This is a genomic window from Defluviitalea raffinosedens (genome assembly GCF_016908775.1).
Classification (GTDB): Bacteria; Bacillota; Clostridia; order Lachnospirales; family Defluviitaleaceae; genus Defluviitalea; species Defluviitalea raffinosedens.
On record NZ_JAFBEP010000014.1, the window covers coordinates 1 to 14,753 of the forward strand.

Annotated in this window: 16 protein-coding genes; all 16 read left to right on the top strand. The window is 35.8% G+C overall.

Going from position 1 to position 14,753, the window contains the following annotated elements; genetic code table 11:
• Window positions 1-295 precede the first annotated feature (295 nt).
• Complete coding sequence (locus JOD07_RS10220; protein WP_158741456.1) at window positions 296-1,255, top strand: hypothetical protein; 960 nt, start codon at window positions 296-298, stop codon at window positions 1,253-1,255.
• A gap of 422 nt (window positions 1,256-1,677) precedes the next feature.
• A complete protein-coding gene (locus tag JOD07_RS10225) occupies window positions 1,678-1,980 on the top strand; it encodes a CD3324 family protein (protein WP_158741455.1) in 303 nt (100 codons plus the stop codon).
• Window positions 1,967-2,266, top strand: coding sequence for a DUF1062 domain-containing protein (locus JOD07_RS10230; RefSeq protein ID WP_158741454.1), 300 nt, complete (start codon window positions 1,967-1,969; stop codon window positions 2,264-2,266). Before JOD07_RS10225 ends, JOD07_RS10230 begins: the two co-directional genes overlap by 14 nt.
• A gap of 373 nt (window positions 2,267-2,639) precedes the next feature.
• Window positions 2,640-3,713, top strand: a complete 1,074-nt coding sequence (locus JOD07_RS10235) for a hypothetical protein (protein ID WP_207756918.1) — start codon at window positions 2,640-2,642, stop codon at window positions 3,711-3,713.
• 307 nt (window positions 3,714-4,020) lie between these two features.
• Window positions 4,021-5,112: an MFS transporter gene (locus JOD07_RS10240; RefSeq protein WP_158741453.1), complete on the top strand. Its 1,092-nt coding sequence runs from the start codon at window positions 4,021-4,023 to the stop codon at window positions 5,110-5,112.
• A 418-nt stretch (window positions 5,113-5,530) separates the two neighbouring features.
• Complete coding sequence (locus tag JOD07_RS10245) at window positions 5,531-5,941, top strand: MarR family transcriptional regulator (protein WP_207756920.1); 411 nt, start codon at window positions 5,531-5,533, stop codon at window positions 5,939-5,941.
• A 4-nt stretch (window positions 5,942-5,945) separates the two neighbouring features.
• Window positions 5,946-6,527 (top strand): flavin reductase family protein, encoded by a 582-nt coding sequence (locus JOD07_RS10250; protein WP_158741452.1) that lies wholly within the window; start codon window positions 5,946-5,948, stop codon window positions 6,525-6,527.
• Between the two features lie 356 nt (window positions 6,528-6,883).
• Entirely contained in the window at window positions 6,884-7,087 is a 204-nt protein-coding gene (locus JOD07_RS10255) for a GyrI-like domain-containing protein (protein ID WP_330636255.1), read from the top strand.
• A 297-nt stretch (window positions 7,088-7,384) separates the two neighbouring features.
• On the top strand, window positions 7,385-8,083 hold the full coding sequence (locus JOD07_RS10260; RefSeq protein ID WP_204613880.1) for an SAM-dependent methyltransferase: 699 nt from the start codon (window positions 7,385-7,387) through the stop codon (window positions 8,081-8,083).
• A gap of 314 nt (window positions 8,084-8,397) precedes the next feature.
• A complete protein-coding gene (locus JOD07_RS10265) occupies window positions 8,398-9,564 on the top strand; it encodes a M28 family peptidase (RefSeq protein ID WP_158741449.1) in 1,167 nt (388 codons plus the stop codon).
• A gap of 23 nt (window positions 9,565-9,587) precedes the next feature.
• Window positions 9,588-10,481 (top strand): helix-turn-helix transcriptional regulator, encoded by an 894-nt coding sequence (locus tag JOD07_RS10270; protein WP_180322476.1) that lies wholly within the window; start codon window positions 9,588-9,590, stop codon window positions 10,479-10,481.
• Between the two features lie 103 nt (window positions 10,482-10,584).
• Complete coding sequence (locus JOD07_RS10275) at window positions 10,585-11,139, top strand: glycosyl-4,4'-diaponeurosporenoate acyltransferase CrtO family protein (RefSeq protein ID WP_158741448.1); 555 nt, start codon at window positions 10,585-10,587, stop codon at window positions 11,137-11,139.
• 153 nt (window positions 11,140-11,292) lie between these two features.
• Entirely contained in the window at window positions 11,293-12,162 is an 870-nt protein-coding gene (locus JOD07_RS10280; protein WP_204613882.1) for an SDR family oxidoreductase, read from the top strand.
• A 320-nt stretch (window positions 12,163-12,482) separates the two neighbouring features.
• Window positions 12,483-12,944 (top strand): NUDIX hydrolase, encoded by a 462-nt coding sequence (locus tag JOD07_RS10285; RefSeq protein ID WP_158741446.1) that lies wholly within the window; start codon window positions 12,483-12,485, stop codon window positions 12,942-12,944.
• Between the two features lie 80 nt (window positions 12,945-13,024).
• Complete coding sequence (locus tag JOD07_RS10290; protein ID WP_158741445.1) at window positions 13,025-13,612, top strand: alpha/beta fold hydrolase; 588 nt, start codon at window positions 13,025-13,027, stop codon at window positions 13,610-13,612.
• A gap of 169 nt (window positions 13,613-13,781) precedes the next feature.
• Complete coding sequence (locus JOD07_RS10295; RefSeq protein ID WP_158741444.1) at window positions 13,782-14,507, top strand: YoaK family protein; 726 nt, start codon at window positions 13,782-13,784, stop codon at window positions 14,505-14,507.
• Window positions 14,508-14,753 lie beyond the last annotated feature (246 nt).

Consider the following 14,753-nt stretch of genomic DNA (forward strand, 5'->3'; position numbering starts at 1 on the left):
ACTGGCGAAACCAAAGAGTGCCTTAAGGCACAGCAGGTACCATGCCCTTATAGGGCTAACGAAAAACCACCAGCTAAGCTGGTGGATATTTATTGCACATTATCAAATCATTTTACATCTCTGAATTCATTGTAAGGTAAAATGGTTAAAAAACGGGTACAGGTGTAGACGATAACACTTCGGTTATGGTAATGGAGATTTTTTTGAACCAATAAAAGAAGAAGATTTGCTTTGTATAATATTGATTTGTCTGATAATATATGGATAATATCTATGATAAAATTATCGAAAATGAATGATTGGAGTGACATTATTCATGTATAGTGATATTAATGAAGAATTGCAAAAGGCCCATGAGGGAATGCTGTATCATCGAAAGCTAGTATCCAAGTTAGAGGATTTAAAGGCTCAAAAAAGTGCTCTGGTAAAGAAAGTGGAAGAGTTGATGAAGCAGGTTGAGAAAGAGGACTTGGATGTAAAAAATTTAGAGGGTAAAAGTATAAGCCATATCTTTTATACTATTTTAGGAAATTTGGATGAAAAATTAGAGAAAGAGCGAGAAGAAGCTCTTGCTGCGCGATTAAAATATGACCAGGCTTGTATGGATTTAAGGAATGTAGAGGACAATATTGCACGTTTAGAATTAGAAGAGGCTAAAAATAGAGATTGGAAAGCAATTTACCAAAAAATTTATAATGAGAAGAAGGAGCAGTTAATCAGATCTGCTTCAAAGACAGGAGAAGAGATTCTAAATCTTTCGCAGCAAATAACAGCTCTTAGAAATTACGGAAGAGAACTTAAAGAAGCCATTGACGCAGGTGAAGATGTGTTTACCCATTTAGAAGCAGCATCAAAAAGTCTTAATAGTGCTGAAGGCTGGGGAGCATGGGATCTCATGGGAGGAGGATTTTTTTCAGATTTGGCGAAGCATTCTCACATTGATGAAGCAAAGGTCGAAGTATCGAAGGCACAAGTAAAGTTATCCCGTTTTCGTAGTGAATTGGCTGATATAAAAGTAATAAGTAATCTTTCTATTGAGATATCAGATTTTGAAAAATTTGCGGATTTCTTTTTCGATGGATTATTTGCTGATTGGCATATGCAGTCTAAAATAAAAGATTCTTTGGAGAGCGTGGAAAGAACCAAAAATCAAGTAAATCATGTCCTAAAAAAGTTAAAATCCATGGAGAAAGAAAACATGGATAGAATAAATCTACTTAATGAGGAAATTAATCGCTTAATCACCAATGCTTAAAAAGAAACATATAGCTAACACCCATTCTGATTTCTTTAGATCACTTTTGCATTCATAATAAGCATACGCAATATCTTTATGATTTAGTTACTGCCCCCTAATCCTAAAAAAGGAATAGAAACAGAATTGATAAAGAAGAAATTAAACATTCCGAAATGAGTTCATATGTAATTCTATATCACAAAGAGAAAGGGATTGATGGAACATATTTATTTCTAAGCAAATATGAGGTTGGCGAATCAATTTTATCCATGATATAATTAGGAAAAAATTTCGAAAGGAGTAAGTTTCCGTATGAGAAACAGATATATTAGAGCTCAGTAATCTGAGCTTATAGAAATTGATTATAATGTAAGCTGTAAGCTCAGATGAATCCTTGAAAGCTAATTAACCAGACAACTAATTAACTTAGGAGGATTATCATGAGCTATTTGCGAGCAGAAGATGTTCTGCCCATTGAAGTGCTTACTCTCGTTCAAAAATATGTTTCCGGAGAGTCTATTTATATCCCGGCCAAGGGAAAGAAAAAATGGGGAGACAGCACCAATACGAGAGAAATTCTTGAATGCAGAAATCAAGATATTATCAGAAAATATCAAAATGGTATGTCCATAAAGGATTTATCCAAAGAATATTTTTTGACTGAAAAAAGCATCCAAAGAATTATCAGAAATCAAAAATGCTCTGATACTCCTGAAAGCAGGGTATCAGATGAAATACTTTAATACAATAAAAGTTTACCATCGATGCGGAGGCTGCGGAAAGAAGAGACAGTTTGTAAATACAGGGAAATTCAGAATCAATGCAAATGGTAAAAATGTGGATATATGGCTGATTTATCAATGTGTGAAATGCAAACATTCCTGGAATCTGGTGATTTATAAGAGGAAGAAGGCGAGCAGCATATCGATGGAAGAGTATCAGTTGTTCCTTGAGAATGACGAAGAATTGGCTTATCGTTATGGCAATGACATGGCTTTTTTGAAAAGGAATAATGCCGAATTTAAGTGAATGAGACAATAGCCTGACTTGATTAAGTTGGGCTATTTTATTGTATAGGAAATTCCTCCGGATTTCCTATACAATAAAAGCCCTCCGGGCAGGATGCGCACTCGCTTGTGTTGTATTTTATCGGTTTTGCCGACTATGTTCGGTGCGAGAGTTTTGAGGGCGAAACTTTTTCTTGCTTGAAAAAATTGAGTTACTTTACAATTGAAATTTGTATGAAAGCAGAGAGAGCCTTTGACGTGCTTATTCGGTAAGGGAAAATAATCCAATTTGCTGTATATAATTTACATACATATGCCGAAAAAGTATGTAGACGGCATTTTTATATGCTGAAGCGAAAACTAAATAAGTCGTTAAAGGGGATGAAAGAATACCAATGAATATTAATACGAATTACAGTCAGTTTTACAAAGGAACAGAATCCATACGTACTTATGGCTCTGGGGCCAATAAGGATACTCTTCTTGTAAGATATGAGTTTAACACCAGAGACGCACAGGGAAACAAGATTATGGATAAAATGTCCGTAGAAGAAACCTTAAAGGCAATAAAAGATATTGCATCACAGTACGGAGACAATGTAATTGTAGAGTTCTCGGGGGATGGGCTGGCAGCATTAGCCAAAAGTAGAAAAGGTATGCTTCCGGAACTTTCGGAGGGACAGCGAATCGTAAATGCTGAACGAGAAGCAGCATTGCAGAAAGAGATACAGCATTTTGAATTAAAGCCCATAATTATGCCGGAGTATTCAGGTCTATATGAGGCTGACAAAGCAATCGCCATTGCACTTGAAAATTGTAGTGAAGAAGAAAAAGGATTTGTTTACGATATCATTCGATATAACTTCCTTGTTGAAAATACTGGGGATATGACAGAAGAAGAGAGACTTGCCAATATTTCGCTTGGGATGAAAAAGGCAGAATATGCTGCCCATCATTTTATCTCAGAAGATCATAAAAAAGCATTCCTTAATGCTATGCAGACCATTGCTAAACTTGCTACTGCAGGCAAATCAGATGCTAATGGAAATATGAATTATGGTGTTCATAAGCCTAAATATTTAGGGCATGGCAGTGGATTGGTGGCAACTACCAATACACTGGATATGATGAAAACAATGGATCCCAAGGCATACGAAGAGTATGAAAGAATCGCTGCCCAGAGCAGCGAAGAAGACAGACCGCTCGTCAGATTAAAATATATTATGAATTGGTATCAGAATTTAATAAAGAAAAATCCTGGTGTGATCAGTGAATATGAGAAAATATCCAAAAACTACGTAGAGCAAAATGTAAAAAATCAGAGACTGGATGAGACTTTTGCAGATATTAAGACAGACAGTAAGTCAGCATTTCTTGAGAGTCTTAAAGCTTTCCAGGAAAAGAATCCGTTATTTTTATCCAAAATACTTAGCAGAGAGATTTCATTAGCTTTCTGGATCAACAATTAATAGTATTGCCAGTTCCTAAGAGCTTTTTTGGACGTTAATGAAGTGCTTAACGGAGCTTCAATAATGCAGGATATTACAATCCTTAATTTAGATTGCAGTCATATTAAGTGTATGATATAATCTGAAAAGATTATAAAGAAAGGAGCGCACACCTTATGAAGTGGAAAACGGTTAATATTATGTTAATAAGTGGATGCTATTTCCCCTTTTACGGGGATAGTGCGCTCTTTTTTAGACAATATTAGCTCTAAAGAGTCCGCTGTCTCCTATTCAACTTACTTATTATAATATGAATAGGAGATTTTTTATGTCTAAAATTAAAATTCAACTTATAAAATTGTATTCATTGACTACCCTTGAATCTTTATCCCTTGGAGGAGCCTCCTGGGTTGCTTTGCTTGCTGCCCGCGGCTATTCAATAGCTAAAATCGGAGTAATAGAAGCCATATTTCATTGTGTGAGTTTGTGTGGGGAGATTCCATCTGGACTTGCAGCGGATGTATTAGGACGCAAGAGAACAATGATAGCCAGTAGAGTGATGTCAGTTCTTTCGGCCATTGCAATGATCTTTTCCGATTCTTTCTGGGGAATCGCTGTTGCGGTAGGGATGAATGCTCTAAGTTATAATATGGCATCGGGGACAAGAGAAGCCTTAGCATATGATTCGCTGAAAAAATATAATAAGGAAGCAGATTATAATAAATTTGCTTCAACAGAAATGATGATTTATAGAATTGGATCAGGGCTCTCCACTTTATTTGCAGGAGTGGCTCTTTACCTTGGATATAAAAAGGCGTATAGTATTGATATTTCCATTGGATGTCTTAGTATTCTGGTGGCTCTATTATTAATGGATGTAACGGCTTATGATGCATATAAGAATGAAAGTGTAACGAAAAGATTTAAAGATTGCATTGTAAGCAGTGTTTGCTTCCTGAAGAAAAATCCTAAGGCGATTATGTTAATAGCAATTAATTCTTTAACAGGTGCTATAGCAACTCTTCTTTTGTTCTTTTTACAGGCAAAACTTCCAATATTAGGACTGCATCCTAATTGGCTGGGACCAGCTTTATTTATCATGCAATTAGGTGCGGCTTTAGGTGCGAAACTTGTACAGTATTTTTCCAGGACAAGATTTATAAAAATAATAGCAATCAGTATCACAGGTATTATTTTTGCGCTGGCTTCGTTGCTCTTTAAAAATCCTTATCTTACAATTATTGGAGGATTTATTGCTGCATTCTCAGATGATTTTATGCAAGTAAGAGCGGATATTATACTGAATGATATGATTCCGTCTGAGCAAAGAGCAACTCTTGTATCTGTCTGCTCATTTGCTTTTTCTGTTGTTATGATCATACTTTCACCTCTTATGGGAATGCTGCTGGACATAATATAGAAGATAAGTATATTCATTTAATGAAAGACTTACTGGTACATTCCTAAAACATTTAAAACCATTGACCTTTTTCCATAAAACTCAAAAGCATCCAAAACGGTTGGCAGACGATCTGTCGGCCGTTTTTTATTTCATCCTGTGGGTAAAAGTTTTTTCAGACATTGTAACTTTATCTCTATCTTTATTTATTATCAATGAAACTGCTATATACCTGACTATATGAATGCTTCTTTGGTAGCTATCAATGTGCTGTTTCTTCTTGCTAACAGTGGTTATAATTCCATTATTTCGTGATTTTAACAAGAATAATAAAAATTGTAGATATATTATTGACAAACAAAGTTCTATATAGTACTATTCTATATAGAATAATACTATATAGGAGGTGATTGTAACGAAGACTTATGGAGGTTTCCTTTTGTCGCAGATTCGGCATCTTAGCGGACGAGTATTTGAAAAGCTATTAAAGGAAAGCGGTGTTGACATTTTCAATGGTGCGCAGGGGCGTATACTTTATGTGCTGTGGGAGCATGGCCAGTTGACAATCACAGAGATCGGAAAGCTTACCTCATTGGCTAAAACGACGCTTACCAGTATGCTCGATCGTATGGAAGCAAATGGGTTGATTGAAAGAATACCAGACAAAAGAAACCGCAGACAGACATTTATATCGGTGACGGAAAAAGCAAACCAATATCGTGAAAAATATGACTCTATATCGGACAAAATGAACGAAATATTCTATCATGGCTTCACAGAAGATGAAATGATCTGTTTTGAGAATCAACTCAGAAGAATCATTAAAAATCTTGAAAAAGAAGGAGAATAAGAATATGGGAAAAATATCTATCGGTCCGGAGAATAATTTTTGCCCACAAACATTGTTTTTATATGGTACATATAAAGAGGATGGAACACCGAACTTTGGTTTGTTCTGCTGGTTCAGTTATTGCAGAGATGGCGAACTGGGGGTTATGGCTTGTATTGGAGGCGAAAAATTAACAAAAGATCGTATACGGGAAAGCAAAGTATTTTCTGCTAACCTTGTCACCGAATCTCTGCTGGAATTTGCGGACTATTTAGGCAATACAGAAGGACACAAGAGCGGGAAAATGGATATTCCGATTGAAATCGAACGAGGTGCAGTATTGAATGTTCCAGTATTAAAGAAAAGTCCGTGGGTATTTGAGCTTGAAGTTAAACACTCCATACCATTGAATGACGGTGAGGTTTTTTTATGTAAAATCCGCAATACAATAGTAGACAAAGCACTTAAAGATCCTTCGATCAGTGTTGATGAACGGTTGCGTATGGCTGCTCCTGTAATGTGGATTGGAGAGGGGCAATATTATACCCTTAACTACAAAACTTTGGGAAAAACCGGAGATTGGAAAGACTTAAATTTCACGAAATAGCATGGGGTTTTAAAAGAGGCCTTAAACATCAATATCATCAATTCGAACTATGTTGAAAGCCTGTTATTGTCTAAAAGTAAAGAATCTAATTAAAATGAATTAATAGATGAAGCGAGATAAAAATGCAATTCAATCGCATTTTCTACATATAGGTCCCGATCAAATAATAGATCATCTTGAAAATCATATATACAAGTTTGACCACATTTCTATATTTGAATGTGGTCTTTTTTTGCTGTCAATGTAATTTGCTGAAAACTTCCTGTACAATATAATAAATATTTGTAATATGGCATACAGATGTCAAATTAAGCCTGATATACTGATGGAAAACAACATGAAAGGAGTATATGAACATGGATTATGAAGTAGTACAATTGGAAGCAAAAAAGTATGCTAAATTTATTGTTCGCGGTCACGTGCAAAAAGCAGTGGGGGAATTTTGGACAAAGCTTTGGGCTATGGACTTAGACAGAAAGTATTGCTGTGATTTTGAAGAATATCAAGGCGGCGAAGATATGGAGGATGCCGAAATACATATCTATATTTCTATTCATTAGAACTTTAGGGTAAGTAATGGATATTCTTAAACAATGAATTTTATTTACACATCTTTTTTGATTCATCATAATCAAATCCAAAATATGCTCCCATCATTGGATGAATGCCAATAGTGAGGGCTTTTTTGATTTGCTGAATGATATGAAATGATCATCGGAGGAAGTGTTTGACAATTCGTTGGAATATATGTTATAGAAGAAGGGAGGGGTTCCGGCTTTTGGATTTTTTTAAGGCTATGAACTATCTTCATAATTATGATTAAAAGAAAGAGCCCAGTATTTGTGGAGGGACAACATATGAATATCAGTAATTATAAGAAATATATTTCGGCAGAAACACTGATGGGTCCAAACTGTATCAGGATTCTTGGAGAATTATTCGACAAATATCCTTTGCAACTCACTTCAGATGATTTAGTCCTTGATTTGGGATGTGGAACGGGGTTGACGAGTCTTGTAATTGCAAAAGAGACAGGAGCAAAGGTTTATGCCAATGATCTCTGGGTAAGTGCAGAAGAAAATAGGAAACGATTTGCCGAATGGGGAATTGATGGACAGGTAACACCTGTTTGCGAAGATGCAAATAACTTACATTTTAAAGAAAGGCAATTCAATGCTTTGGTTAGCATCGATGCATATCATTATTTTGCAGGTGAGCCGGGCTTTTTCCAAGAAAAAATACTTCCATTTATAAAAGATGATGGAGTGATTTTAATCGGCATTCCTGGCATGAAGGATGAATATTCAGGTCGTTCCGAAGAACTTCTATCCGAATGGCTTGGAGAAGAAGCCTATATGTTTAAAAGCCCAAAACTCTGGGAAAAGCTTATTGGCAGCCATGACAGAATTGAATCAGTTGTAACATGGGAAATGGATTGCTTTGAAGAAGCATGGAATGAGTGGTTTGCAGTTGATAATGAATATGCACACGAGGACAGGCAATATTTTGAATCAATTATTAAGCCTTATACTTGCTTTGTTGGTATATATATATAAAGCTAAATTTATGAGTCTATTGTACTTAATGCTTCTATACCTGAATCAAGTGATATTGTCAGTGTCAGAGAATTCTTTGGATATCTCAACGAAATTACCTATTGTAAAAGATTCAATTGATATTGAAGAAAGTTTTATTTTTGAGATGTGAGCAGTTCGATTACGTGATGATAACCCATCGAAAACACCAGAAAGATGTGCTGAAAGCAGTCGATACAGCTATATTTTGATCAAATAAGTCGAGACAATGTGAATGATCATTGCTAATATTCTATTAACAAAACCGATTTTAAAAAAGGATTGAGGGGATGTAAATGGAATTATTAGCGAAAATTGCAAAAACACGACCGGTAGGAACTGCTCAAAATCAGGAAATTACAGACTACATTCATTCATACCTGCAAAGCCTTGGATATACAACAAAGAAGGTACCCTTTAGCTGTAAAGTTTGGGAATCAAATGAGTCATTCTTAGTTGTAGAAGGGAACAAGATCGTATTACAGGCAAGTCCTTTTTCAGAGCCATTTACAGGGACAAGAAAAGCTATTGTTGTAAGGAATCTGGAAGAACTGGAAAGAGCGGAATGTGTAGATAAGATATTATTTTTGACAGAGGATTTGGCAAAAGAATCTTTACAGCCAAAGGATTATCCATTTTATTATCCCGATGAGCATAAAGCTATTATTGATTGCCTGGAAGCAAAAAAACCAGATGCAATCATAGCCATCACAGGTGAAACCAACATGAGTGGTCTTAAACCTTTCCCTTTAATTGAAGATGGAAATTTTCATATTCCTGTAGCCAATCTTGACAAAGAGATTTTTGCCGGAATAGAAGATAAGGTAATAGGTCATGAAATTGAATTATCTATTGTTTCGAATAATAATATTGCAACAGCATATCAGCTGATCGCATCAAAAACAGTTGCCAATCCTAAAGGTACAATCCTAATCTGTGCTCACATGGACAGCAAATATAATACCGATGGTGCACTGGATAATGCATCCGGTGTTGCTGCAATGCTTCATGCTGCAAAGAATATTGAAAACGACAGTTACAACATTGATATTGTTCCGTTTAACTCTGAAGAATATTATGATCCACAAGGCGAGCTGATTTACTTAAAAGAACTTGAGGAAAGCAGAAAAGAAATATCGCTGGTGATAAATATCGATACTTTAGCACATGTTGGATCACAAGTAGCAGTTGCCACATTTAATTTTAGTGAAAAGGAGCAGGCGGAGTTAGACAGCACACTGAATAGTTGTACCAATATTGTTCCTGGTCAGCCTTGGTATGCCGGAGATCATGCAATGTTTGCCTTCGGCGGAACGAAATGTATTTTAATTTCTGCATCGGATTTATTTGAAGAATGTTTGTCCTATACCCATTGTCCGCAAGATACAATAGATCTGGTTGATGAAAAGTTAATTGAAAATGCAGCCGAGTATATCTGCAAAGTTGTTAATGGTTATAAATAGAAAAAAGAGAAGGGGGAGTAGCAGTGGATGAAAGAATGATGACAGTCCAGAAAATGCAAAATTATATTGAAGAACATATTTTAGAAGATATAAAAATTGATGATCTGGCAAATCTCACCAAGTATTCCACTGTACACGTAAGACGTCTCTTTCTTGAATGGACAAAGTTGTCACCAACGGCTTATATAAGGCGATTAAAACTTACAAAAGCAGCACTTATGCTACGGGATGAATCCTGTAGAGTAATTGATGTAGTGACCCAATTCGGATTTGGGAGTGTAGATGGATTTCAACGGGCATTTAAAAAGGAATTTGGATGTAATCCGAAAGAGTATAGAACCAATCCTGTTCCAATCTATCTTTTCACTCCATTTATTGTACATTCTAAAAACAATAAAGCATATGACTTTTCACTCTCCAATGCCAGAAAGGTGACGGTTCAAAAGATTCATAAATATGAAAGGAAAGTAATCATAAAAAGAGGGATAAAGGCTACTGATTACTGGTCCTATTGCGATGAAATAGGGTGCGATGTATGGGGGCTTCTTAAAAGTATCAAATCAATAAGTGGAGAGCCTGTATGTCTATGGCTTCCTGAACAGTATCGTAATCCAATTTCCAATGAATATGTTCAAGGTGCTGAGGTGGAAATGGATTATAAAGGGGTTATCCCTGATGGCTTTGAGGTTATCGAGTTACCAAAGGCAGATTATCTGTTATTCAGAAGTGATCCTTATGAGGATGAAGAGTATGAATCTGCCATTTTGGATGTTAAAAAAGTGATTTCAGAATATGATTTTCACGGAAATGGTTATGTAATAGATGAAAATAATCCCAGAATACAACTGGAACCAATCTGTACGCGAGGATATATAGAAATGGTTCCGGTTATATCCAAGGAATTTGTAAATCTATAAAATCATAAATTTCAAGTATCACAGATGACCTATGTATTCTGGAAAGGAGAACAAAATACGATATAAAGAACGATAACGTTTAATTGAGTTCAGGAGGGCCACAATGGCTAAGTTGATCAAAAGAATCACTGCAATTGTAGTGATATTTACGATATTATTTATAAGTTTATACTGTTTTACATCCAAAGCATTGTTTTTGACATTGGCCATTACATTTGGTACTACAAGCTATCATTTTGTAATGCGGCTTCTTGTAGCTTATTTCTATAATTCATTTATAAATAATAAAATAAATTATAGAAATAAGTGGTTTTCTGTTAGTGTACGTGAGCAACAATTCTATGAGAAACTGGGAATCAAAAAGTGGAAAAATAAAATGCCAACCTATGATCCCAGAGGATTTGATGTAAAAAATCATTCTTTGGATGAAATTGCTCAGACCATGTGCCAGGCAGAACTGGGTCATGAGACAATTGTTCTTTTAAGTTTTCTCCCTATACTGGCTGGAAGATGGTTTGGTGCATATCCGGTATTCATTGTGACCTCTGTAATGGCAGCGATATTTGATTCCATCTTTGTTATTATGCAGCGGTATAATCGCCCGAGGCTTATAAAACTGATGGAGAAGAGAAAAGAAACTAAGCACATTTGGAAGTAGTGTGGTTTGATACCTAAATAATGAATAAATTTGTTTTTTGGAGGCTTCCATCAATCAGCAAAGATTGCTGATTGATGGAAGCCTTATTTTGTGCTGTATGATTCTTTTTTCTAAAAGGAATACTATTCGTAAAAAACGAAAGGATGGTTGCCTATGAATGAAAAGGATATGTATACACCTGATGAATTAAGAGCCGAAACCCAGCCTGTACCGGGAAAAGAAAGCAAGATGAATCCCGAACCAATTTATGATTATCCTGAAAAGAAAGGTACGGGCAGGTTAAAATCCAAAACTGCCATTATCACAGGTGGTGACAGCGGAATTGGCAGAGCTGTTGCCGTTGCTTATGCGAAAGAGGGCTGCAATGTAGTGATTGTATATAATATCGCAGATGATGATGCCAATGAGACCAAAAGAGTAGTGGAATCATATGGAGGGAAGGCATTATTGATTAAAGGAGATATCGGAGAAAGCAGTTTTTGCAATGCAGTAGTAGAAAAAACTTTAAACGAATTTGGCGGCATAGATATTTTGGTCAATAATGCCGCTGAACAACATATGCAAAAATCCATAGAGGATATTACGGATGAGCAACTGCTTCGGACATTTAAAACCAATATTTTTTCCATGTTCTATTTAACAAGAGCAGCATTGCCTCATATGAAAGAGGGCAGCACCATTATTAATACCAGTTCTGTAACAGCATTTAAAGGGAATAAAGATTTAATTGATTATTCCGCAACCAAAGGAGCTGTAACAGCATTTACAAGATCTTTATCCGAGAATTTAGCGGGAAGGAAAATTCGAGTCAATCAAGTAGCCCCTGGACCAATATGGACACCTCTTATTGTATCTACACTTGATGAGACTACTATTCAAAACTTTGGCAAAGATACACCATTAGGAAGGCCAGGGCAGCCCGTTGAACTGGCAGAAGCCTATGTATACCTGGCATCTTCTGATTCTTCCTACATGACAGGGCAGACCATTCATATCAATGGTGGGTCAATTATCAATGGATAATGGATTTAGTGAGATCACCGGAAGGAACATTCTCTGCGAATGCCTTCCGGTTTATTTTATTAACTTCTTTTTAGTTGCAAATACCATTTTTATCCATGTTCTTATATAAGGCAATATTGGAATATTTACAAGAATACCTATACATGATATGCTGGTTTTATCTTCGTATAAATTGGGGTATTAATTCCTGCCATCAGATTAATTTTTGTTGCAAGATTCATGCAAAAGATGAACTATTTCATTTGGTGGATTTTTGGATGTGATGATTTGGATCATGGGAGTACGTCGTATTGATGACATTATTACTGAGGAGGATTCTAATGGCTGAATATATAAAAACTTTACGAAAAATGGTTGGTCATACCCCTATTTTGCAATGTGGAGCCTCTGTGATCGTTGAGAATGAACGGGGTGAAATATTGCTGCAACTTAGAAAAGATAATCATTGCTGGGGATATGCCGGAGGTTCCGTTGAACTGGATGAAGAAGTAGAAGAAGCGGCAAAAAGAGAACTATATGAAGAAACCGGACTTATTGCTCATGAACTGGAACTTTTTGGTGTCTTTTCCGGAAAGGATATGCACTATATTTATCCTAATGGTGACGAAGTGTCAAATATTGATCTTGTGTATATATGCAAATCTTATTCAGGGGATTTAAAAATGCAGCAGGATGAAGTTATAGATCTTAAGTTCTTTCCGTTGTTTGACTTACCGGAAAATATTTCACCGCCTAATGTAAAAGCACTAAAAGAGTACGTCAGGAAAAGAACATTAAAATAAGATGTAATACCTCATGGATTATAAATATCCATAAAATGATAACTGTTAGACTATTGTATGGGAGGTGAAGATTTGACTAATTGCAGAGAGTATGGCAGTTTACCCTTTCATGCAATAGTTGTTCATGGCGGTCCTGGGGCGCGTGGTTATCCTATATTTTTGCCGCAAAGTATCCCCAGTATGTCAGTAAACTGATTCTGGTAAGCAGTGGTCCGTTTGAATTAAGTTATTATTCTCAGCTTGTTGAAAGAAGAAACGTTAAAAAGATGCCCAAAGAACAGGAAGAAGATATAAGAGCGGCAAACTTATACACTGACGATATTAAGTATGATCCCGACCACTATTGCCTGTTGCCGGATATAGAGGAAGATATGATTGCCTTTAATGAAGAGCAATTTAAGTCATTAATGAATGAAATAGGTCCTATGCGTGCGAGTGGTAAGCTGTTGGATCTATCTAAAGATATTGAATGTCCTGTTGCTGCCATCCATGGTAAAAATGATCCTCATCCGTGGGAAGGAGTAAAAGAACCTCTGGAAAATCGATTGAATGATTTTAAAATGTATTTGCTGGACAAATGTGGGCATGATCCGTGGAAAGAATATTATGCGAAAGATGAATTTTTTGCGATTCTCAAAAATGAATTAAAAAGTACTGGAACAGTTTAGTTCAAAAATTAAATTTTTCAACTTAAAGAGCAGATTTCATTTTTACACTCGGTATGTGTTATAGGACATATCGAGTGTATTTTTGTAAGTTTTGGTGGTTGATAATTGTGATGGGGTGTGATACAACTATTTTGACTTTGATTGAATATAATAGAAAAGAGGCAGTAAAATGAATGACTTAACACAGAGCAGAGCGACTAAAGGTATTCTACTTTTTATGAAAAAGAACAAAGACTTAATACTTCATAGCCTAATGTGCAGTATAGGGGGTTTTTTGGGTGGCTACGCTGTGCTTTGCAGAGGGAACTTGGCTTCTGCACAGACCCTTAACATGATCGATATTGTACTTGGGATCGTGGGTAAAAACAGGGAGGAGCTTCTGCTTAGGATCCTTGGACTTTTTTTATATATTATGGGAATGGAGATAGTTATACTTTTTTCGAAAAAGACAAAAATCAATCTGGAGCGGTACAGTATTTATGTTGATATGGCAGGTTTTTTGATTCTGGCTTTGATACCGGAGCAAGTAAATATGTTGATAGGAATACTTCCTGTATTTTTCATCATTTCTACTCAGTGGAGTGTGTTTCACGGAGTAAGGGGATATAACAGTGCGACGATATTCTCTACAAATAATCTTCGTCAGATGCTGCTTGCCCTGAATGAGTATGCCTTCGGCAAAGACAGAAAGCAGCTGAATACTGCACTTTATTATATCAATACACTATTCTGGTTTCACATAAGTATTGCCATGAGTTATTTTGCTGTTAAAGTTTTTGGTATTTATGCTTCTCTTTTTGGATTTGTTTACGCTGTTCCAGCACTTGCAATTACAGCGATCAAGGATGAAAAAGTATCGGGAAGTATCTCCTTTGATATACCCCTTGCCAAGTAGACAGATAAAATATATAAAATGAGTAATTAACTGCTACCCCATGTGGTAGTTTTTTTATTTCAAAAGCTTATAGATTACATTGATTGCATAATGAATTTCAAATAGAGTGAATTAATCTTACAAAGAAAAGTATCGGTAAATGAATAATTTAATATTTTTCTAGGAAGTTAAAATATTGATGATGCAGAAATCCCCTTAGATTGCTTTTTTAAAAAGTAGTCCAAGGGGATTTGTAAATTATATACA